This window comes from Alteromonas sp. W364, from assembly GCF_031846205.1.
Taxonomy (GTDB): Bacteria; Pseudomonadota; Gammaproteobacteria; order Enterobacterales; family Alteromonadaceae; genus Glaciecola; species Glaciecola blandensis.
Map to the genome: position 1 here is coordinate 129904 of NZ_JAVRID010000003.1, position 20106 is coordinate 150009.

17 protein-coding genes are annotated in these 20106 nt (G+C 44.1%); 2 read left to right on the forward strand and 15 right to left on the reverse strand.

What is annotated here, in order from left to right; all coding sequences use genetic code 11:
• The first annotated feature begins 95 nt into the window (after positions 1 to 95).
• The gene (locus tag RM556_RS05920; RefSeq protein WP_311360945.1) at positions 96 to 527 is read left to right on the forward strand and encodes a response regulator; all 432 of its coding nucleotides are present in this window, start codon (positions 96 to 98) and stop codon (positions 525 to 527) included.
• 21 nt (positions 528 to 548) lie between these two features.
• Here RM556_RS05920 and RM556_RS05925 read toward each other — a convergent pair whose 3' ends face one another.
• From RM556_RS05925 to RM556_RS05940, 4 genes are all read right to left on the reverse strand, one after another.
• Positions 549 to 1514 (reverse strand): carbon-nitrogen hydrolase family protein, encoded by a 966-nt coding sequence (locus tag RM556_RS05925; RefSeq protein WP_311374124.1) that lies wholly within the window; start codon positions 1512 to 1514, stop codon positions 549 to 551.
• 26 nt (positions 1515 to 1540) lie between these two features.
• Positions 1541 to 2407 (reverse strand): hypothetical protein, encoded by an 867-nt coding sequence (locus RM556_RS05930; protein WP_311360943.1) that lies wholly within the window; start codon positions 2405 to 2407, stop codon positions 1541 to 1543.
• Positions 2408 to 2492: 85 nt separating this feature from the next.
• On the reverse strand, positions 2493 to 2630 hold the full coding sequence (locus tag RM556_RS05935; RefSeq protein ID WP_311360942.1) for a hypothetical protein: 138 nt from the start codon (positions 2628 to 2630) through the stop codon (positions 2493 to 2495).
• A 236-nt stretch (positions 2631 to 2866) separates the two neighbouring features.
• Positions 2867 to 3835, reverse strand: a complete 969-nt coding sequence (locus RM556_RS05940; protein ID WP_311360941.1) for a sugar kinase — start codon at positions 3833 to 3835, stop codon at positions 2867 to 2869.
• Positions 3836 to 4147: 312 nt separating this feature from the next.
• Here RM556_RS05940 and RM556_RS05945 point away from each other — a divergent pair, with 312 nt between their 5' ends.
• The gene (locus RM556_RS05945; RefSeq protein ID WP_311360940.1) at positions 4148 to 4879 is read left to right on the forward strand and encodes a FadR/GntR family transcriptional regulator; all 732 of its coding nucleotides are present in this window, start codon (positions 4148 to 4150) and stop codon (positions 4877 to 4879) included.
• 81 nt (positions 4880 to 4960) lie between these two features.
• Here RM556_RS05945 and RM556_RS05950 read toward each other — a convergent pair whose 3' ends face one another.
• From RM556_RS05950 to nirB, 11 genes are all read right to left on the reverse strand, one after another.
• Entirely contained in the window at positions 4961 to 6181 is a 1221-nt protein-coding gene (locus RM556_RS05950; RefSeq protein WP_409220056.1) for an alginate export family protein, read from the reverse strand.
• Positions 6182 to 6303: 122 nt separating this feature from the next.
• Positions 6304 to 7206 carry an ABC transporter ATP-binding protein gene (locus RM556_RS05955; protein WP_311360939.1) on the reverse strand — a complete coding sequence of 301 codons (903 nt, stop codon included), beginning with the start codon at positions 7204 to 7206 and terminating at the stop codon, positions 6304 to 6306.
• Between the two features lie 43 nt (positions 7207 to 7249).
• Positions 7250 to 8203, reverse strand: coding sequence for an ABC transporter permease (locus tag RM556_RS05960; RefSeq protein WP_311361345.1), 954 nt, complete (start codon positions 8201 to 8203; stop codon positions 7250 to 7252).
• Positions 8204 to 8275: 72 nt separating this feature from the next.
• A complete protein-coding gene (locus RM556_RS05965; RefSeq protein WP_311360938.1) occupies positions 8276 to 9688 on the reverse strand; it encodes a CmpA/NrtA family ABC transporter substrate-binding protein in 1413 nt (470 codons plus the stop codon).
• Between the two features lie 392 nt (positions 9689 to 10080).
• Positions 10081 to 11157 carry a CmpA/NrtA family ABC transporter substrate-binding protein gene (locus RM556_RS05970; RefSeq protein ID WP_311374125.1) on the reverse strand — a complete coding sequence of 359 codons (1077 nt, stop codon included), beginning with the start codon at positions 11155 to 11157 and terminating at the stop codon, positions 10081 to 10083.
• A gap of 73 nt (positions 11158 to 11230) precedes the next feature.
• Positions 11231 to 11836 carry an ANTAR domain-containing protein gene (locus tag RM556_RS05975; RefSeq protein ID WP_311360936.1) on the reverse strand — a complete coding sequence of 202 codons (606 nt, stop codon included), beginning with the start codon at positions 11834 to 11836 and terminating at the stop codon, positions 11231 to 11233.
• A gap of 123 nt (positions 11837 to 11959) precedes the next feature.
• The gene (locus RM556_RS05980) at positions 11960 to 12979 is read right to left on the reverse strand and encodes a glycosyl transferase family protein (protein WP_311374126.1); all 1020 of its coding nucleotides are present in this window, start codon (positions 12977 to 12979) and stop codon (positions 11960 to 11962) included.
• A gap of 24 nt (positions 12980 to 13003) precedes the next feature.
• Positions 13004 to 13912, reverse strand: a complete 909-nt coding sequence (gene cobA / locus RM556_RS05985) for a uroporphyrinogen-III C-methyltransferase (protein WP_311360934.1) — start codon at positions 13910 to 13912, stop codon at positions 13004 to 13006.
• Positions 13909 to 16845 carry a nitrate reductase gene (locus RM556_RS05990; protein ID WP_311374127.1) on the reverse strand — a complete coding sequence of 979 codons (2937 nt, stop codon included), beginning with the start codon at positions 16843 to 16845 and terminating at the stop codon, positions 13909 to 13911. Before RM556_RS05990 ends, cobA begins: the two co-directional genes overlap by 4 nt.
• A gap of 23 nt (positions 16846 to 16868) precedes the next feature.
• Positions 16869 to 17252: a nitrite reductase small subunit NirD gene (nirD, locus tag RM556_RS05995; protein ID WP_311374128.1), complete on the reverse strand. Its 384-nt coding sequence runs from the start codon at positions 17250 to 17252 to the stop codon at positions 16869 to 16871.
• Positions 17253 to 17263: 11 nt separating this feature from the next.
• A complete protein-coding gene (gene nirB, locus RM556_RS06000; protein WP_311374129.1) occupies positions 17264 to 19837 on the reverse strand; it encodes a nitrite reductase large subunit NirB in 2574 nt (857 codons plus the stop codon).
• Between the last annotated feature and the right edge of the window lie 269 nt (positions 19838 to 20106).

Here is a 20106-nt window from a genome sequence, read left to right on the forward strand (position 1 = left end):
CTTCGTTTATGATGTAAAAAGACTAAGAAATTGGTCGAATTTGCCGTTACACTTTATATCATCTTGTGCCTTTCTCCCCCATCAAAAGAGACCCTGTGAAGAATCCAATCGACCTATTAAAAAAAATAAACATCATTGTTATTGACGACATGGATTCAATGCTCGGCTTAATCATAAGCTGCTTACGCGAGCTTGGCGCAGAAAAAATCCAAACGGCAAGCAACGGAGAGCTAGCTTGGAAGATGCTCAATAAAAACAGATATGACCTCATTATATGCGATTGGGATATGCCCAAAATGACGGGATACCAATTGTTGAAACTCGTTCGAGAGTCTCAATTGCATCAACATATCCCATTCTTATTGCTGACCGCTGCGACAGAAAAAAAGTTGGTCCTTGATGCTGTTCAAGCTGGTGTAAGCGACTACTTAGCTAAACCATTTCAACCAAAAGAATTGGACTATCGGATTATCAAACTTTTGAGAAAGGTCGACTTGAACCCAGCAGCTTTGTCTAATAGAGAGTAATCAATAGCACCCAGGGCATTTCTAGTCTTTAAATACTGCGGTCGTTTGTCGCTCACGGTTTACTTGTAACCGAGTCACATCAGGTCTTGAATAGTGACCCACTGGATCAAAATTATGTCGCTCTTGAAGCACTTTCTGATGGTCTATTTCTGCAACAAAAACGCCTTCAGTCCCAATTTGGGGCTCTATTACCCATGAACCATCGGGCGCTGATATACAAGATGCGCCACTTGCTAGCGTATCTGGTGCACTTGCGATAATTTCGTCATAGTACGGCGTGTTTTTAGGAAAGTCTGATGCACGCATCAAACCGGATACAGACATCACATAGCTTCTACCTTCTTTGGCGATAAAGCGAGTAATGTCGTGTGTATTATGTTCACCACCTGGCCAAATTGCCACATGCAGGTCTTCTCCTTGCGCATACAGGGAAGCTCTAGGTAATGGCATCCAGTTTTCCCAACAGTTTAAAGCGCCGAGAGTAAAGTTGTTCAGAGGGAATGTGCGCAGGCCATGCCCATCTCCTGGAGACCACGTTAGGCGCTCTTCATAAGTTGGCATCAATTTCCGATGCACATTTTCTACCTTCCCTGTTTTGCTGATATAGACGAGTGAGGCATATAAACTATGACCACCGCGATCGCTTGGTCGTTCGGCTATACCAACAATCACGGCAATTTGGAGTTGCTGTGCTAATTCACAAAGTGGCTCTAAATGTCCGCTTTCTATGTTCACCGCCTGCGATACATAATGAGCATGAATTTCTTTTTGTTTCTGAGAATTAAATTGTGCACCGTTTGTCAGTTCTAGCCAAAAAGGATAACCTGGCAACAAACACTCACCGAATGTCACCAGTTCAGCGCCCTGCTCGGCCGCATCTCTTGTCGCAGCCATAATTTTTTGCAAGGTAGCATCTCTATCTAACCACACCGGTGCTATCTGGGCTAAGGCAACTTTCATTTTACTGTGAGAGGTAATGTCAGGCATAAAACTTCCTTTTCAGTTTGTCAGAGTTAAGCAAATTTATTGGCAAAGATTTCGGAAAACAACTCAGCCGACTTACTATCCATATTGAAGTACAAGCTTGGCTCTATTAGTTCTACCTCGATAATGCATAGCTGCCCGTCTACGTTCACCATATCAATACGAGCATACAATGCATCACATGGAAGAGCTTGCAGAGTCTGTTGAGCAAGGGTAAACATTTTCTCGCTGGGTTTTATACTGCTTAACTCCCCACCATGCTCTTCTTGAACTCTAAAGTCTCCCGCCGCTGGTTGTTTGCAAATGGCATGGCTATAGTGTGAGTCAAAATAAAAGAGTGAATACTCACCATCATCAACAATACTACTTAAAAAGGGCTGGATCATTGCATCACGATGTTCGAACTCTTTAGCCAAAGCGTCGAACCTGCCGTCAATATCTTCTCTTTTTAAACGGTAAGTGAAATCTGCGTTGGCACTCACATACGGTTTTATCACTAATTCATCTGCCGCGAATCGTTCGAATGCCAGCGCAAAATCGCTTGGTTCCAAGGCTTTTTCAACCCAATAAGTCGGTACAATTGGCACACCTTTGTCTTCAAGCTCTTTTAAATATTGCTTAGAAATATTCCACTCAATGAGTGACAGGGGATTGTGTAATTGCGCTGAAGAGGCATCGATACGACGAAGACAATCAAGGAAAGCATCACAGTGGGCTTGGTAATCCCAAGTGCTTCTGACCACAACGACATCATATTGGTCCCAATCATGATTGCTTGTGTGCCATGATATTTCTGTAACTTCCCAACCGAGTTTATTCAGAGGTTCCACTAACATGCGATCGTAAACGAAGAAGTCTTCAAGGTGGTCAGTAGAAAGGATCGCAAGCTTGCGCATAAATTAGCTCCAAGTTAATACATCGATATTGCATGAACTAGCATTAGAAACACATTATCTAGCTTTGGCACGATGTACGTTAAAGCTATTGAACGCTGGTGAATTGCTCTACTTGAGGCAGGCTTTCTTCACCTTCCGAATTGGTGTTAGTGCTGAATACAATCGCTAGCATGATGATCAAAGCGCCAATCGCGCTCAAGATAATATCGCGTTTAAAATGCATGAGTCTCTCCCTGTACATATGCTTTACCACTGCAAGCTTATGACTAAGCCTGACACTCGTGGTCTGGCGAAAATTGATTGATTCGCCATTACTCGCAAGGTTCTAATTTCCCTTAGCTTGGTTGCTGATAGGAAATTACTCCTGAACCTCGAGTCAGAATACACCCAATTAACTGAGAACGCTACGTTTTAGTTGATTTTGACGGCGAAAACGCCATGTGGCTGGTCTCGCAATATTTAGCTGAAGCGATAAGCTTGCCAAAAATCATCGAACAATGCTTTTGGCATTATCGCGCCAGGCGTTTCAATCACTTTGCTCGCCGCTGCGCTGGCCGCATTGGCTGACGCTGTGGGACTATGACCGCTAACACGACTACCCAAGTAAACACCGTTAAAAGCATCGCCTGCAGATGTTGTATCAACGACATTATTGTTAGCAACAACTGGCACACTTTCTCGCCCTTGAGACGAAATGATATGCACTGTGCGCTCACCTTGTTTCATCACCAGTTCTTTCGGAGAATATTGCTGACATAGTGCAATACATTCCTCAACATCCGTGATGCCATAAAGCTTGTCAAAATCATCCACGCCAGGCAATAGAATGTCAGACAAAGAAAATGCCTTTTCGATATTCTCTTTCGCTACTTCAGGACTCTTCCAAAGCTGAGGACGGTAGTTTGGATCAAAGGCAATCGTCACACCGGCTTGTTTCATTTGAGAGAGTTTTTCCCAAAACAAGGTTCTTTCGTCATCATGCAAAATGGCAATACTAATACCAGAGAAGAAAAACAGTCCAACTTTGTCTAAGGCATTAGTTTGATTGGCAGACATTGAGCTCATCAGCCTTTTTGCCGCACTGTCGTTTCGCCAATAGATAAACGAACGCTCACCCTGTTCATCAGTTACTACCATATAAGCACCTAAATGGTGGGTAGCAATCTGAGGCAAGAAATGCGCACCAATACCCTCAGATAATAAGCGCTCTAGTAACTCATTACTTAAGATATCTTGACCGATACAAGACATGAACTCGACACTGAGTTCTGGAAAAGCTCTTTTCAGATAAATACTGGAATTATATAAGTCGCCAGCATAGGACTTCGCCAGTTGAGACGCCCCTTTGTTAACGAGTTCCAGCATACATTCGCCAGCGAAAACTAGAGGGCCGCGAAGTTGTTTAAATATATCTGATTCTGAGTGCATTTCTTCATCTTTATAGCGCTTTATTTGGCTCACGATCTAATCAACATACCGTTTTTTTGTCAACCACTTTTAATTATTTGTTATTACCAATTCAAAAATTATTGTAATACCAAACAATGGGTGTATGCTTTAGTTGTGCTAATTATGTAAAATTAGTATAAAGCATGTTAATCCTGTGCGGATTTCGGTCGTCCTATCCTAACTTTTTGGTTATTTAAACCAGGATTTAAGTTAATATAACGCAAATAATAAGAAATTAGCACTAGTGCGATTAAGCAACAAAGAAATTGTGTTTGGGTAAAAGGTAGAAAAATGAAAAATCGCCGTATGTTTTGGCAGATTGTCGAAAAAATAGAAGTACTCATCGACTCAGGAAAGTATCCCCCTGGTAGTCGATTACCACCAGAAAGAGAACTCGCTGAAACTTTCAACGTTAGTCGACCGACCATCCGTGAAGCAATTATTGCTTTAGAAGTTCGTCAACGTGTTGAAGTTAAAACGAGCTCTGGTGTATATGTGTTAGAAAACCCAAATACAGCCAGCTCCAATGTGAAGGTGAGTGCATTTGAACTTACCCAAGCCCGCGCGCTTGTCGAAGGTGAAGCGGCTGCTTTAGCTGCGGTCTCGATCACCGAAGAAGAATTAGCCAGACTTGATGAAACATTAACAGCGATGGAAAAAGGTATCGAGCCAGAGAAAGCTGACCGCGAATTTCATCTGATCATATCAAGAGCGACGCGCAATAGCGCAGTGTTACTTGCTGTTGAACAATTTTGGCAACTGCGCGATTCCGAGCCTGAAATCATAAATGCTTACAAGAGCGTTTGCGACGGTAGCGATAGCGATCGTATGGAAGAGCACAGAAATATTTATTTGGCATTACAGAAACGTGATTCAGCAGAAGCAAGAGCAGCTATGCACCTGCACTTTAACCGCTTAATCAACACTTTGTTTGCCATCAGCGAGGCTAAGGCTTTAGAAGAAGTCAGAAAGCAATCGAATCAAACACGTGATTTATATTCACTCAATCACTTAGTTGGTTAAGCGATATTCTCATTTAACGTTTAGAACTAAGGCCCAAACAAACATGTTTGGGCCTTTTTGTATTCATCTCTCAGCGGCAAGTTAAAACTTAGTTGATAACCATAACCAAATTTTGTCCGCATCGACTCGGCCACTCTTACCTGAGTATGTGGCGTATTTAATTGCTGCAGTATAGTGCCCACCGAATGGTTTGACATATTGCAGATTAATTTCTGAACCCAGGTCGTCAACTGTGTCACTCGACTCATCCGCACTAAAATCGTGATATGCAGCTAGCCAACTACCGCCCGCAACTTTTCCTGAAACGCTGATGCTAGTATCAACTAAGCCCTGTGCAGGCGTGCCTAAGAATTGGTCACTCCAACCATTAAACTTATGCAGGGTTGCCAAAGGTGTTGAGAAGCCATAGACGCCATCATCTGACCCTAAAACCTCATATCCCAACTTCGCGTTAATACCGCTATAACTTACGCCAAACTCGGCGAATAAATAGTCCGCATCAAACTTTGCTACGGCAGACTCACTGCTCTGCGTTGCATATTCAAGCATGTAAGAAAAGCTAGCATCGGATTTAGACTTTGCTTTCGTTGCTCCTTTGAAGCTCAAACCATACGTATCTAAGGCATTATCTGTGTCGTTGTCTACTTCTAGCAAATAACTATAGCCGGTAAATGTACCAAACGATGTACGGTATCCTAAGTTCAACAAATGGTCTTTGGCATCTAAATCAGCGAACTCACCGAAAATGCGGTTACGTTGAGTAATGTAGCTGTATTTCGCAGTAAACTTATCAGTAGGCTGATAAATTGCAGTGGCAGCATCAAACGTCTGTCGATCTTGGCGCCAGCCAACATGTCCTACAAAACGGTGATTGTCCAAAGCAATGACTTGTCGGCCAATTTTGAACGTCGCTTTATCAGTTTTGTACTGAACAAATGCAACATCAACTTCCGTAAATTCGGGATCGGCAATCACGCTGTACTCGCCAAGATTATAAGCAGCAGGCCCGACGGTATAGTCCCCTTGCCCAAGCACAATCCGATTGTCCTCCATTTCAATGGAGGCTGACCAACCATTCAAATCAGCAGTGGTATAAGCCAAGCGTGTTCTAAATGTCAAAGCGCTGGCGTCCTGAACCGCATTGTCTTGCGACACATCTTCGTATCTGAGTCGAAAATCAGCCTTGGCTTTACCTTCGCTTAGTGCCTCGTAAAAGGTATCTGCTGCTTGCGTTTCTGCACTCAGTCCAACAGACATTGCTAAAGCGACACACATTGATAAAGAAGAGTAATGAAATTTCATGTTATTTCCTTTTTTATAGGCAGCACAAACGAGCCGCTCAAATATAATGAATTGCGTTCAATAGCTGAAAAATGTATTCAGCCAATTTAGTGATTAAAAGTTAGAACGTAAGGGAAGCGCTGCTATGCGGCACTACTTTTTTTCTTACTCATTTTCCCTTTACTCAAATCAGATTTTGCCGCGCCAACCGTTTCAATCTTCTTTTGTTTTTCATACAAGAAGGTTAATACTGCGTGACGGTATTGGTTGTATTTGAGGTTATCGGCCATTTCCAATCTATTGCGAGGACGTTCGAGATCTACCTCTAAAATTTCGCCAATGGTCGCGGCTGGGCCGTTGGTCATCATCACAATTCGGTCAGAAAGAAGCACGGCCTCGTCGACGTCGTGCGTGATCATAATCACGGTGTTACCAAGACTCGCGTGAATTTCCATAACGGAATCTTGTAAGTGAGCTCGGGTGAGGGCATCCAAGGCACCGAAGGGTTCATCCATTAACAAGACTTTCGGTTCCATAGACAAAGCACGGGCGATACCCACACGCTGCTTCATACCGCCTGATATTTCAGAAGGCAATTTATCCGCTGCGTGAGTCATGTGGACCAAATCTAAGTTATGTTGCACCCACTCTTTAATCTCAGCTTTATTGCGGCCTTGCCGAGTTTGCTTCACTGCGAGCTCCACGTTTTTGTAGACTGAAAGCCAAGGCAACAAAGAATGGTTTTGAAAAACCACGGCGCGCTCGGGGCCAGGTGCATTCACTTCCTGATTGTCTAAGATAACACCACCTGAGCTTGCTTGATGTAAGCCAGCAACGATATTCAATACCGTGGATTTACCACAACCTGAATGCCCGATAAGACTCACAAACTCGCCTTTGGCAATTTTCAGATTAACATCCTGTAAAGCGGTAAAAGGTCCTTTAGGTGTCGGAAAATCAATACCAACTTGTGAAAGCTCTAGGTGGCGTTGAAGACGACTCTCTTCTAAAGCTTCCTGTGAACTGGCTTTTGGATTGTTTTTCATCATTGCTCCTCGCACTCGCGTGTGCTTTATTATTTCTTTCGATTTAGCGTAATGTTGCACTCTTGTCCCAACTTACCTTGCGCTGCAGCATTAGCATGAGTCTATCAAGCGCAAAACCGATAATGCCTATCGTCAATACGGCGACCATAATTCGCGCTAAGGACTCCGAACTGCCATTTTGGAATTCATCCCACACAAACTTACCGAGCCCAGGGTTTTGCGCCAACATTTCTGCGGCAATTAACACCATCCAGCCAATTCCCAAACTCAATCGCAAGCCCGTAAAAATAGCTGGAATAGAAGACGGTAGAACAATTTTTAGTACGTGATTAAAGGCGTTTAATCGCAATACTTTACTGACGTTAATGAGGTCTTTATCGATACTTGATACACCCACCGCGGTATTGATCAAGGTTGGCCATAGACAACATAGAGCGACCGTAAATGCAGATGTCACAAACGACTTTGAAAACATCGGATCGTCGCTAACGTAAACTGCGCTGACTACCATGGTCACTAGAGGCAACCATGCCAAAGGTGATACCGGTTTAAATAACTGAATGAGTGGATTGATGGCAACATAGGTTCCTTTGCTCAAACCACACAGGATACCGAGTGGGACAGCAATCAATGATGCCATTAAAAAGCCAATACTCACTGTGTACAAACTCGTCCAAATTTGGTCAAAGAAAGTTGGCGCACCTGTAAAAGGTCGAACTTTTGCTGCATAACTTGGGTCATCGGCAACACGTTTGGCGTTGCGCTCTTCCTGCCTGGCATAAAAGGCCTCAGCTTTTTCTTGCTGCGCATTATGCTCATCAATCAGCACACTACTTTGCTCCCAAACCGCCATTGGACCGGGGAATTCACCCAAAGATGTATCAATATTTTTGGCAACGGCAGCCCACAACGCAACAAATAGTAAGATGCCAATAATCGGTAGCAACAAGGCATTTAAAGTGGCAAAGAATTTGTCTTTCACCATATTGGTTTTCATCTTTTGAAATAAAACCGGTGCAGTATTTGTTTTCAACATAATCTAGGCTCCTTTATCAACCTTGCTTTTGTTTTACAGCTTGTCCTGACCTTTCAAACCAATTTTGAAGGATTCTAAGTAAGCATTCGGCTGACTACCATCAAAGGTCACATTGTCGATAAACTCGGTCTGAGGCGGCTTAAAGCCTGTTTCCGAAGTAAAGTCAGGGAAGTCTTTCGGATCCGCTTTGCCCTCTTTTATTAACTCTAAAGCGGCAATGGAGTATATTTCAGGCTTGTAAACCTCCTTCGCCGTTTCCATATACCAGTCATCTGATTTCGCGTCCGATATTTGTCCCCAGCGACGCATTTGAGTCAGATACCAAATAGCATCGCTATAATAGGGATATGTCGCGTTGTGACGGAAAAAGACATTGAAGTCTGGCACAGAGCGAACATCACCTTTTTCATATTCAAAAGTACCCGTCATGCTATTCGCGATTACTTCTTCATCAGCACCAACGTAAGTGCTTTTCGCCAATATTTTTACCGCCTCAGGACGGTTTGCGTTGTCATTCGCATCAAGCCACATGGCCGCTCTGATCATGGCTTTTACCACGCGAATATGTGTATTCGGATTTTCTTCAGCCCATTTAGCGCTTACACCAAACACTTTCTCAGGGTTATTCTTCCAAATTTCGTAGTCAGTAATTACCGGCACACCAATACCCTTAAATACCGCTTGTTGGTTCCATGGTTCTCCAACGCAATACCCGTGGATCGTTCCGGCTTCCATCGTGGCAGGCATTTGCGGTGGCGGTGTTACTGATAACAGGGCTTGCGCATCAATTTGACCACTCGTATCACCTTTATGCGGTGCGTAGTAGCCTGGATGAATGCCACCGGCCGCGAGCCAGTAGCGAAGTTCATAATTGTGAGTAGAAACAGGAAAAACCATGCCCATTTTGAAAGGCTTTCCTTCGCTTGCAAACTTGTCGACCACCGGCTTCAAATAGTCTGCTTTGATAGGATGCACTGGTTTGCCATTCTCATGCGGGATATTAGCTTTCATTTGTGACCAAATGTCGTTCGACATGGTAATGCCGTTACCATTTAAATCCATACTAAACGCAGTCACAATGTGTGCTTTTGTACCGTATCCAATCGTGGCGCCTAATGGTTGTCCGGCAAGCATATGTGCGCCATCTAACTGACCATCAATTACACGGTCCAGAAGCACTTTCCAGTTGGCTTGTGCTTCCAAGGTTACATACAAGCCCTCGTCTTCGAAGTAACCTTTTTCATAAGCCACCGCCAAGGGCGCCATGTCTGTAAGCTTGATAAAGCCAAATTTCAGCTCTTCTTTTTCGGCGTAACCTACTTTGTCAGCCGCACTTACACTTGCACTTACTGTTAGCAGCGAACTGGCGACTAGTACTATTGATGCAAAGGTTTTTACTGTGTGACGAATGTTTGAATGTAAACACCTTACTTTTTGATTCACCATAACTGGTATTCCTTACAATTTTTGATAATCAATTCACAGGCAAAAATCCAAAAAAAAACCCACAACCATTGCGCACTACTGTGCATGGATTGTGGGCTACTTTGCCTGAATAAATCACACCTTCAGCGGCGATGATCACTCTATGTCGTTAGTTTCTTATTATTAGTAGATAACGGCCCGCTGACCGAATGCATATCCAAAAAGCAGTTAAGGGATAGACATTTGATGAGCAATACGCGCGCTTCTTAATTACTGTATAGCATCATTGATGCCAATATTTTATTTTATACATATCAACAACTTAACATTTTTAAAACAAACCCAAGCACGCTAGTTTTGAATCATGTTTGTGCAAGACGCACTAAAGCTGTGCTTCAACGATGAACATCAGCTTAGTTTTTCAGCGATGTAAATGAACCTTGAAACAACATGACGGTCTCTTCAAAATAACGCTTATCAAAGACATCTGACATTGCAATCTCGTCTTCTGGTATTTGTTTTGCCTCTCGCATTTTTCTTATCAACCACTCTTGATTTTGCAAGCTTGGCTTATTCACTGAACTTGGCTCACTCCCGAAGAAGCGGTTGTATTGCGGCACTTGCTCAGGGGCAGAATCGTATTTAGTAATGCAGCTTCCTAGTAAGGAGGGTGCAATAACATCTAGTGGCTCGTTCAAATAGCTACTTTGTGCCAACCAACGGGCGGCCTCAAAACGGTTCGCTTGGGATTGCAACCATGAGCAGGCCCCTAATAAACCAGCCGAAAGTTTGATCACTGTTTGTGTTTCTTGCTCGAAGAATTGCTTGGTGACCGCCAGCACTTTTTCAGTTTGGTCTTGCCAAATATGATATGAAGTTAGCACCGTAACGCCATCATTATCTCTGACCGACTTTGCATTCCACGGTCCACCCACACAAAAACCATCGATTAAACCTGACGATAAGCAGTCAGTCATTGCAGAAGGCGGAATAGTGATTACGTCTACCTTTCCACTCAAGTCAGCTTGATTGAGCCAATCATTGAGTTGGTAGTGATGACAGCTGTAGGGAAATACTGTTGCAAATTTCAGTTTGGGTAAACCTTGCCTGGCGCGTTTTGCGACCACGTTTGCTATGCACTTTGCAGGCAATGGAAATGGTAACTCTAAGAGACCATTGCTATCGAGTACTTCATCAAATAAGGCATTGGAGATAGTGATCGCATTACCATTTTGGCTCAGGATTAGGGGAACTTTCATTTGTACTTTTGCACCGCCTAAGCCTAAGGAGCTCGCTATCGGCATTGGTGCTAATAATTGTGCAGCGTCTAAAGCACCCATTTGAAGTTTATCGCGAAGCGTTGCCCACGAGTTTTGTGGGTACAATGAAACACGCAAACCAAGCTTTTCAAAATAGCCTAGCTTTTCTGCTACCACCAGGGGCGCGCTGTCGGTTAAGGGTACAAAACCCACTTTGACTTCAGTTGACATACTTGGCTTTTATAACCTCTCTGTACCTAATTTGTCGCTTTTTAAGCATTGTATATTGACTCAATTAGCCAACTCATTTAATTGTATTGAGGACGCTAATTAAGGTAAGCGCAACGTCTTCCATTTTTTGTCCCGTATCCATTGCCATTTTGCGAAGCGCATGAAAAGCGTCATCTTCGTTCATATTTCGGGATTTCATCAACAAACGTTTCGCCTTGTCTATTTGCTCTTTAGCCATCAGTTGGTGTTTAGTGGAAGCAAGCTCTTGTTTCACACTTTGATAGTCTTCAAAGCGTGCTAATGCCGCATCAAGGATTGCCCTAACTCTTGTAGGGTCTGCATTACCACAAACGTAAGCACTCACACCTGAATGCACAGTTCGGGTAATTGTCTCCGAGTCTTCTTGCTCGGAAAACATCACAATAGGCTTAGGATTAAAACTAGACAGAGTATGCAAACTATCTAAGATATCGCGGTCAGGTGATTCGATGTCAATCACCACCATATCAGGTTTAAGTTCATCAACTTGTTTAAGCAAGGACGCGCCAGAGCTGGCAATGTGTTTGATCCGGTAGCGCGAGTGTGCGAGCGCATCCACTAATGCTGAAGCGCGAGATTCATTATCATCTATCAACAATATACTAAGTGTATCGTTGTGGTTGCTTGAGGCTGTACTCATTGAGCAGAAAGCTTACTTATTTATAACGACTTTATGGGGCTTGATGCAAATAACTGGCCAGTCACTACATTATTGATAAGCGATAGAGCTGAATAGATAGTGCAAGTAAATCGAGGATCTCGCTTAAACCTCACAGCCCAGAAAAAGCTTGGTATTTCTAGTATCCCACATATGCTTTGCCTGTTTGCTTGCTTGACTATATTCACTGTTATCTAGCAACATCAGTAGCGCGCTTAAGCTAGCTAGCACGGTATTTTCACCATAACTGTGCAAGGTCTCCCCTTTCCAACCCATTTTAAGCTCTGCGGGTTCTAGCGCTTTGGGTTTAATTTCCCATTGTTGTTTTGCCACAAACGCAACATTTTGTCTCTCGCCATCGCGGCAGAACAGAAGTTGCGTATCCTTGCTAGGATCAAGTTCTGGTTCCCCTCCCTCGCCACGAAAGCAAAGCGTGTTTTTGTCCATCAATCGTTGTGCAACGTCCATGTGCTTCTCATCTACATGGCGGTGATGTACGCCTTGCAATGAAAACTTCGCAGCAAAAGGATTCAGCAGTCTTGCAAGTGTATTTGCGCAAGAACGTAAACCAAATTGCTCACGTAGTTGGATAAGTGAATACAGTTGAGGATGCAAAATCGACAAGTTCGCATACACAAAGCCCTTCGACTGCAAGCGACTTGGTATATCTTCTAAGGTCATGGCCATCACTTTGTTTGTTTCTTTACCCAGTATGGCTTTTATCACAGCCTCAATATACAAGCGTTTTGATTCAGGCTCTTGAGTACCATGCATACCCACCGTGACACCATTTTCAACTAAACAAGCCACCGCTAAGAGAAACCATGGCAATTGCCGGCGTTTGCCCGCATAGGCGCCAATATCAAGATCGACATTGATTGAGGACAGTGCACTGGGCAATGTGTATCGACAAGCCTCAGTAAAGCCTGCGATTTCATCTGCAGTTTCTTCACGCACTCGAAGTAGCATCAAAAATGCACCTTTCTGCTCCGCACTAACCTTGTCATTGAGAAGCAAACCCATTGCTGTGGACGCTTCAGCTTGAGTCAAGCATCGACCACTTCGTTGACCGCGCCCCACGGCCTGAATAAATTCAACGAATTGCTTTTGTTCTGCTGTCATCATTTTTAGTATGCAAGAAAGCTGTTTTTACACATTAGTTGTGTGAGAAAGGGAGGTTGATAGTAATTCCTTGGTGATCACTTGTCGATAATTAACTACTTTTCCAACAATTATCATAGCAGGCCCGTCAAACTTAGCTTCGTTCACTTGCTCCGAAATCGACCTGAGATCTGAACAGACTAAAGCTTGCTCTTTAGTACAGGCTTTATCCACTACGGCTACTGGCATCGTGACAGACATACCATAGGTTTCAAGGCGCTGCATAATAAGTGACAGCTTCTTCAAGCCCATATAAAACACCAAAGTCTGATTATCGCTACTGACAACAATTTCCTGCCAATCCGGTTCTGATTCAGGCTGACGTAAACTGGCGGTAATGAGGCGAACAGATTGCGCACACTCGCGATGAGTCAAAGGTATACCGGTATAGGCCGATGCACCTGAAGCAGAAGTAATACCTGGGATAATATAAAACGGAATGTTGTGCTTGCTTAATATATCAGTCTCTTCCACAGTACGAGCAAAAATAGCGGGATCGCCACCTTTTAGTCTCACCACACGTTTACCTAATAAAGCATGTTCAACGAGGCGATCACAAATCTGTTCTTGAGGCATGCTATGTTGTCCTGCACGCTTTCCGACAAACTCTTTGGCTGTGCGCGCCGGTATCATTCTTAATACCGCCTCGTCTACAAGCCAATCGAATAAAACAATATCTGCGTTTTGTAGTGCATTATAAGCTTTAATCGTCAGCAACTCTGCATCTCCGGGTCCAGCGCCTACAATAGCCACGCTGCCTACCGGTGATGATTCCGTAATTACGGTTTTGTGACTATTACCAATAAAGGGAAACAGACTTCGCAACTTGCTTGACTCGTTAGTGCTTTTTTTAAGAAGGTTCAGGGCCTTTAAAGGAGCTGTCTTTATCATGTTCATTTCAAGGCCTCGATTTGCTTTATAGGGATCGTTAATTGTCTGTTACTAGTGGAGTGTGCAGTAGACCGTTGCGTCGCAACTTCTATTTCACTGTTATGTTTTGCTTCTGGTTCGATGCGCTCATTTGCGATCAAGGTAGCTAGTTCCGAGCGACATGACCCGCAGTTGGTGCCACATTTAAGTTTTTCACCCAGCTTTTCGACGCTGTCGCACCCCTGTTCAATGGCCGAGCTAATCGATTTTTCGCGCACATTGAAACAACTACATACTAAACGCCCTTGCGTAAATTCATCGCTCGGTACTTTGCGTAGTAAATTTCTAGCATGCTCGTCGCTCAGTGTCATTTGGCCGAGTAGACTATCTACCCAGTTGGCTTGCTCAGCGATACTCAATTGTTTGGAAACCTGATTAGAATCGCGCTTTGTGTCTAACTGGGATTGTTGAAAGAATGCAACCAATGACAGAGACCCGTCCACCAGCTTAAGTGCATTGAGCTCAGTTCCTGTTTGAAGCGAATGCACTTGTGATTGCTCCGCAAAGTTCCCTAGAAACATTTCAAACCAAGCATGGACATTCTCGACAGTCTTTACTGTCGATTTTTCGCTAAGCTCATCTACTAAAGCAAGCTCGTACTGATAGCCATGCGTCAACTTAGTCTTTGTCCAATAGTTGCATACTTGCTCCAGCATCAATTCCGGTAGTGCTTGTCGAGTATAAATTTGTGCGCTTGCGCTACCTGTTACTTTGGTAATATTTATTGCAGCATGCTTGAGCTCTGGTTGACCCGAAATGGCATCGCGCGCATTACTGAATAAACTGGCAATGTGAACGTGAGAGCTCCACGCTTTTGACCAATGTATTGGCGCAAAGCACTCACCTTGTCGCTGATTACGGGTGAACTTTGCGGGTAAAATCACTGGCTCATCGGGATTATTCACCGAGTGCAGCGCCAATAAATCATGCTCTTTTATACCCAACGCTTTTGCATCAAAAGGGTGAAGATTGAGTTCGGCATGACCAGTGTGTTGATGTAAGCGAGCCGAATTCCCAGTTCTTGTCATCGTGTGCCAATGGTCACGGCTCCTTCCTGTATTCAGGACAAATGGAAATTCACTACACGTAAGTTGCTCAGGAAGTTTAGGTATGATTGGAACAAAATTCGCTTTCTGGTTGTGTGTGAAGAAAATATTGTCGGTAAATAGCCGAGCGGTACCGCTCGGCTGGGCTGCACTAACCTGTAGTTCTGGCGCAGTCTGTGTATCTTGTTTATTGCTCGAACGCACAGGCCATTGGATGGGCGATAATTGTTCATACTGACTTGGTGTCATACCCACTAAACCCGCCAAATTAAAATCACGGGAACCTTTGTTCTCGAAAGCACTCAATGCAGCATGTTCATCAAATATTTCAGCGGGTGAAGAATATGAAAATGCCTTTTCAAATCCCATTTTCACCCCGACTTCAGAGATTATTTGCCAATCATGACGAGCTTTTCCTGTCGGCGGAAACAAAGCGCGTTGACGTGATATCCTACGTTCAGAGTTCGTCACAGTGCCGTCTTTTTCTGCCCAACCTGTTGCTGGCAACACCACATTTGCGAAGACCAGAGTATCATTCTTAGCGACACAATCAGATACCACTACAAATTCGCATTGCGCTAAAGCTCGCTCGACTTTTTGTCGATTTGGCATACTCACAACCGGGTTAGTTGCCATTATCCAAATAAATTTGATTTGCCCGCTTTCAAGTGCGTCAAACATATCCACTGCTTTTAAGCCAAGAGACGATGTGACTTTGCTTGAGTGCCAGAAACGGCTAACGAGATCATGGTGCTGAGGATTCTCAATGTCCATATGAGCAGCCAACATATTAGCTAATCCACCCACTTCCCTGCCGCCCATAGCGTTGGGTTGCCCGGTAATTGAAAATGGGCCGCAGCCTGGCTTCCCTATCTGTCCGGAAGCCAAATGGCAATTGATAATCGCATTGGCATTATCGACGCCAGAAACTGATTGGTTTACGCCCATCGAATAGAAAGTAACACTGCGCTTGCTTGTCGCAAAAGCTGCATAAAAAGCCTCAACACTTTCTCGCGCAACATCGCAAAGCTCACTCACTGCATCTACAGTATAGGATTCAGCACAACGGATAGTATCGGCAAAATTATTGGTATGCCGTTTTACAAATGCTTGGTCTAAGGCCTCAGTTTCACGAAGGTAATTCAGTAAGCCATTAAATAGTATTGTGTCGGTGCCTGGTTTTATATGCAGTGCAATATCTGCTAAAGAGGCGGTCGCTGTTTTGCGTGGGTCGACCACAATCACTTTCATGTTTGGCTTGCGCTTTTTTGCTTGTTCCATTCGCTGAAATAAAACCGGATGTGTCCAAGCTGCATTTGAGCCAACAAGCACCAGTACATCAGCAATTTCCAAGTCCTCGTAATTACAAGGTACTGCATCTGCACCAAACGCGCGTTTATATCCTGCAACCGCAGATGACATGCAAAGGCGTGAGTTGGTATCAATGTTGCCGCTACCAATAAAGCCTTTCATGAGCTTGTTGGCCACATAATAGTCTTCTGTTAGTAGCTGACCGGACACATAAAAAGCAACCGAGTTAGGTCCGTGCTCAGCAATAGTGTCCTGCATTTTTTGAGCAATTAGATCACTTGCCTCATCCCATTCAACTTCACGTCCATTAACGCTGGGGACAAGTAAACGTCCTTCAGGTGAGGTGGTTTCTAATAGGTGTGTCCCTTTTACGCACAAACGTCCAAAGTTGGCAGGGTGTTCTCGACTGCCGCTTAGGTTGGTAGCTTCCAGACTTTTGTTTGCAAACTTATTAGTCTCTAGGAGGTCTACGTCTATGCCACAACCCACGCCACAATAAGGGCATGTACTTTGTTTTGAGCAGGCTACAAAAGACGTATTCATAGTCTATAGGTTCCTAGTGCGCGTTACGCGACACTGATCCAAACTTTATCGTCAGCAATCACACACTCGTACACATCAAGGTGCACAGACTCATCTTCGAAACACTGACCTGTCAGTAAAGAATAATGTTGCTTGTAAAGAGGTGAACAAATCATGGGTTGCTGGTGCATCGAACCGAGCAAACCACGATACATCACATTCGCTTTTCCAATCGGGTCCCAATTACTAAGCGCATACACGGAGAGTGTCGCCTCTTTTTTTTCTGAGCTTGGTGTTTGAATCGCAAAGATAGCCACTTGGCGCTCATCAATAAGGGCACACACACCAGAGTTTATGATGAGATCACTCACAGCACATACGTCGACTAGGGCGACGGCAGGTTTTTCTATAACGCTTACAGTTGTCATAAATCTTTTCCTTACGCCAGTTCAACTACGTTGATGGATTTCTTCTCTGCTTCAGTAGCCGGTCTAATTTGCCCACGCTCCTGCACAAAAGTAATATTGTCATCTTGGTTTTTACTATTCACAAATTGACGGAACCGTTTGCGGGATTCAGGATCTTCAATGGCCGTTTTCCATTCGCATTGATACGTATCGACCACCGTTTCCATTTGTGCCTCTAGCTCCGCGGCAATACCCAAAGAGTCATTGATAATAACGTCTTGAAGATACGCTAGACCGCCTTCCATATTGTCCATCCAGACAGAGGTTCGCTGTAAACGGTCGGCTGTTTTCACGTAGAAGGATAAAATACGGTCGATATATTTAACTAAGGTTTCACTGTCTAAGTCGGTCGCAAACAAATCTGCGTGTCGCGGCTTCATGCCGCCGTTTCCGCATACATATAAGTTCCAACCATTATCAGTCGCAATGACACCAATATCTTTGCTCTGAGCTTCAGCGCATTCTCTTGTGCAGCCTGAGACAGCAAACTTAATTTTATGGGGAGCTCGTAAACCTTTGTAACGGTTTTCTAGGTCAATGGCTTGTCCTACTGAATCTTGAACCCCGTATCTACACCATGTACTTCCAACACATGACTTAACTGTGCGAAGCGCTTTAGCGTACGCGTGGCCTGTTTCAAAACCACCATCGACCAAGCGCTGCCAAATATCGGGAAGGTCTTCGACGCGAGCACCGAAGAGATCAACTCGCTGACCACCGGTAATTTTGGTATACAGCGCATAGTCTCTGGCAACTTCGCCTAGCAATATCAGTTTTTCTGGCGTTATTTCGCCACCAGGAACACGTGGAACAACAGAATAAGTGCCGTCTTTTTGCATGTTCCCCAAATAGGTATCGTTGGTGTCCTGTAATCCGATATGTGACTTATCGAGAACAAATTCGTTGTAAACCGAAGCAAAAATTGATGCAGCGGCTGGTTTACACACTTCACATCCCAAACCATTGCCATGTTTTCCAATCAGTTGCTCAAAGGTACGAATACCTTCTACTTTCACAATATGGAAGAGCTCTTGACGAGAATGGGCAAAATGCTCACAAATATCTTTCTTCACTTCTACGCCGCGCTTTTCCAACTCGCTATCTACCACGTTTTTAAGCAATGCTGCACAACCACCACATCCAGAACTGGCTTTCGTACAGCTTTTGACACTACCTAAGTCACAGTTTCCTTCGTCAATAGCAGCAATGACATCACCTTTAGAGACATTGTGGCAAGAACACACTGTGGCTGTCATTGGCAATGCATCGGCCCCTAAGCCCGGCGCACTGTCTCCCGTTGAAGGAAGAATTAAGGACTCAGGAAACTCTGGCAAGCTAATCCCATTCAAGGCATATTGTAATAAAGTATCGTAATCTGAAGTGTCACCCACTAGCACAGCGCCAAGTAAGGTAGTTTGTTCGGCATCCACAACAATCTTTTTGTAAACACCTAAAGCCTGATTTTCATAAGTATAAGAGAGAGCGCCTTCGGTATTTGAATGCGCATCGCCAATGGAACCCACTTCAACGCCCATTAGCTTTAGTTTCGTGCTCATGTCAGCCCCCTCAAAAGCGAGCGTGTCTGGGGAGTCGCCATGTAAAATATGAGATACCGCTGCGCGAGCCATGGTATAGCCAGGCGCAACCAAGCCGAAAATACGTTGCTGCCAAAGCGCACATTCACCCACTGCGTAGATACTTGGATCGGAGGTTAAGCAGAAGTTGTTTATTTCGATGCCGCCTCTTTCTCCCACAGACAAATCGAACTCTCTGGCGAGGGCGTCACTAGGACGAATACCCGCAGAAAATAAAATCATGTCTGTTTCTAAATGCGAGCCATCTGCGAAGTTCATGCGATATCGGCAATCTTCCCCGGGCACTATTTCTGTGGTGGCTTTTTGTGTGTGAACTTTCACGCCCAATTCATTGATTTTGTCGCGAAGCACGCGACCACCCGGCGCATCTAATTGCACAGCCATCAGTTGTGGGGCAAATTCCACAACGTGGGTTTCTAATCCAGTTTCCTTAATGGCATTAGCAGCCTCTAAGCCAAGCAAACCACCACCAACAACGACACCTACCTTACTGACATTCGCTGAAGCTTGAATGGCTTCTAAATCTTCAATGGTGCGATACACCAAGCAATGCTCTTGTTGATTTCCCGGTATCGGTGGGACAAAAGGATAAGACCCTGTTGCTAGCACCAGTTTTTGATAAGCGTATTTTTGTCCATCCCGGGTAGTCACTACTTTGGCTTCTTTGTTAATTTCTTGAACCCAAGCATCGATATGGAATGAGATTTTTAGGTCCTGATAATATTCAGCACTTGTCATGGCCAGATCATCTGCTGTCTTACCACTAAAAAACTCAGATAAGTGCACTCTGTCGTAAGCTAATCTGGGTTCACCTGACAACACTCGAATGCTACATTCAGGGTGTTGTGCGCGAAGTTGATCGACAAAATGATGTCCAACCATACCATTACCGATAACGAGTACGTCATCTTTGGGGATTGTCTGAATACTAGTGTCGTTTAGCTCTGCCATTTTCTGTTTCCTCTAGAACGAAAAAACCCACAGAGATTTACAGTCTACTGTGGGCTTCGTTGCCAATGCGACTCACCTGCATTGGTGGGTCATAAATTGTATGTTTCTTTTTTTACAGCGCTCAGTACTTACGCTAAAAGCAAGTACTCACGCTAAAAGATGCTTAGGCGCATGTTTTTTTGCGCTCACTACTTACAGAAAGCTATACAAAAGCAGTGCCAAAAAATATTTACCATGCTTTACAGATAGTTAGCTAAATAGATAATCAC

Excerpts from the sequence above, each read along its gene's own strand:
- RM556_RS05975 (WP_311360936.1), bottom strand. The coding sequence starts at position 11,836 with ATGAGTACAGCCTCAAGCAACCACAACGATACACTTAGTATATTGTTG.
- nirD (WP_311374128.1), bottom strand. The coding sequence starts at position 17,252 with ATGACAACTGTAAGCGTTATAGAAAAACCTGCCGTCGCCCTAGTCGAC.
- cobA (WP_311360934.1), bottom strand. The coding sequence starts at position 13,912 with ATGAACATGATAAAGACAGCTCCTTTAAAGGCCCTGAACCTTCTTAAA.
- RM556_RS05930 (WP_311360943.1), bottom strand. The coding sequence starts at position 2,407 with ATGCGCAAGCTTGCGATCCTTTCTACTGACCACCTTGAAGACTTCTTC.
- RM556_RS05935 (WP_311360942.1), bottom strand. The coding sequence starts at position 2,630 with ATGCATTTTAAACGCGATATTATCTTGAGCGCGATTGGCGCTTTGATC.
- RM556_RS05980 (WP_311374126.1), bottom strand. The coding sequence starts at position 12,979 with ATGATGACAGCAGAACAAAAGCAATTCGTTGAATTTATTCAGGCCGTG.
- RM556_RS05950 (WP_409220056.1), bottom strand. The coding sequence starts at position 6,181 with ATGAAATTTCATTACTCTTCTTTATCAATGTGTGTCGCTTTAGCAATG.
- RM556_RS05990 (WP_311374127.1), bottom strand. The coding sequence starts at position 16,845 with ATGAATACGTCTTTTGTAGCCTGCTCAAAACAAAGTACATGCCCTTAT.
- nirB (WP_311374129.1), bottom strand. The coding sequence starts at position 19,837 with ATGGCAGAGCTAAACGACACTAGTATTCAGACAATCCCCAAAGATGAC.
- RM556_RS05945 (WP_311360940.1), top strand. The coding sequence starts at position 4,148 with ATGAAAAATCGCCGTATGTTTTGGCAGATTGTCGAAAAAATAGAAGTA.
- RM556_RS05940 (WP_311360941.1), bottom strand. The coding sequence starts at position 3,835 with ATGCACTCAGAATCAGATATATTTAAACAACTTCGCGGCCCTCTAGTT.
- RM556_RS05955 (WP_311360939.1), bottom strand. The coding sequence starts at position 7,206 with ATGAAAAACAATCCAAAAGCCAGTTCACAGGAAGCTTTAGAAGAGAGT.
- RM556_RS05970 (WP_311374125.1), bottom strand. The coding sequence starts at position 11,157 with ATGTCAACTGAAGTCAAAGTGGGTTTTGTACCCTTAACCGACAGCGCG.
- RM556_RS05960 (WP_311361345.1), bottom strand. The coding sequence starts at position 8,203 with ATGAAAACCAATATGGTGAAAGACAAATTCTTTGCCACTTTAAATGCC.
- RM556_RS05965 (WP_311360938.1), bottom strand. The coding sequence starts at position 9,688 with ATGGTGAATCAAAAAGTAAGGTGTTTACATTCAAACATTCGTCACACA.
- RM556_RS05925 (WP_311374124.1), bottom strand. The coding sequence starts at position 1,514 with ATGCCTGACATTACCTCTCACAGTAAAATGAAAGTTGCCTTAGCCCAG.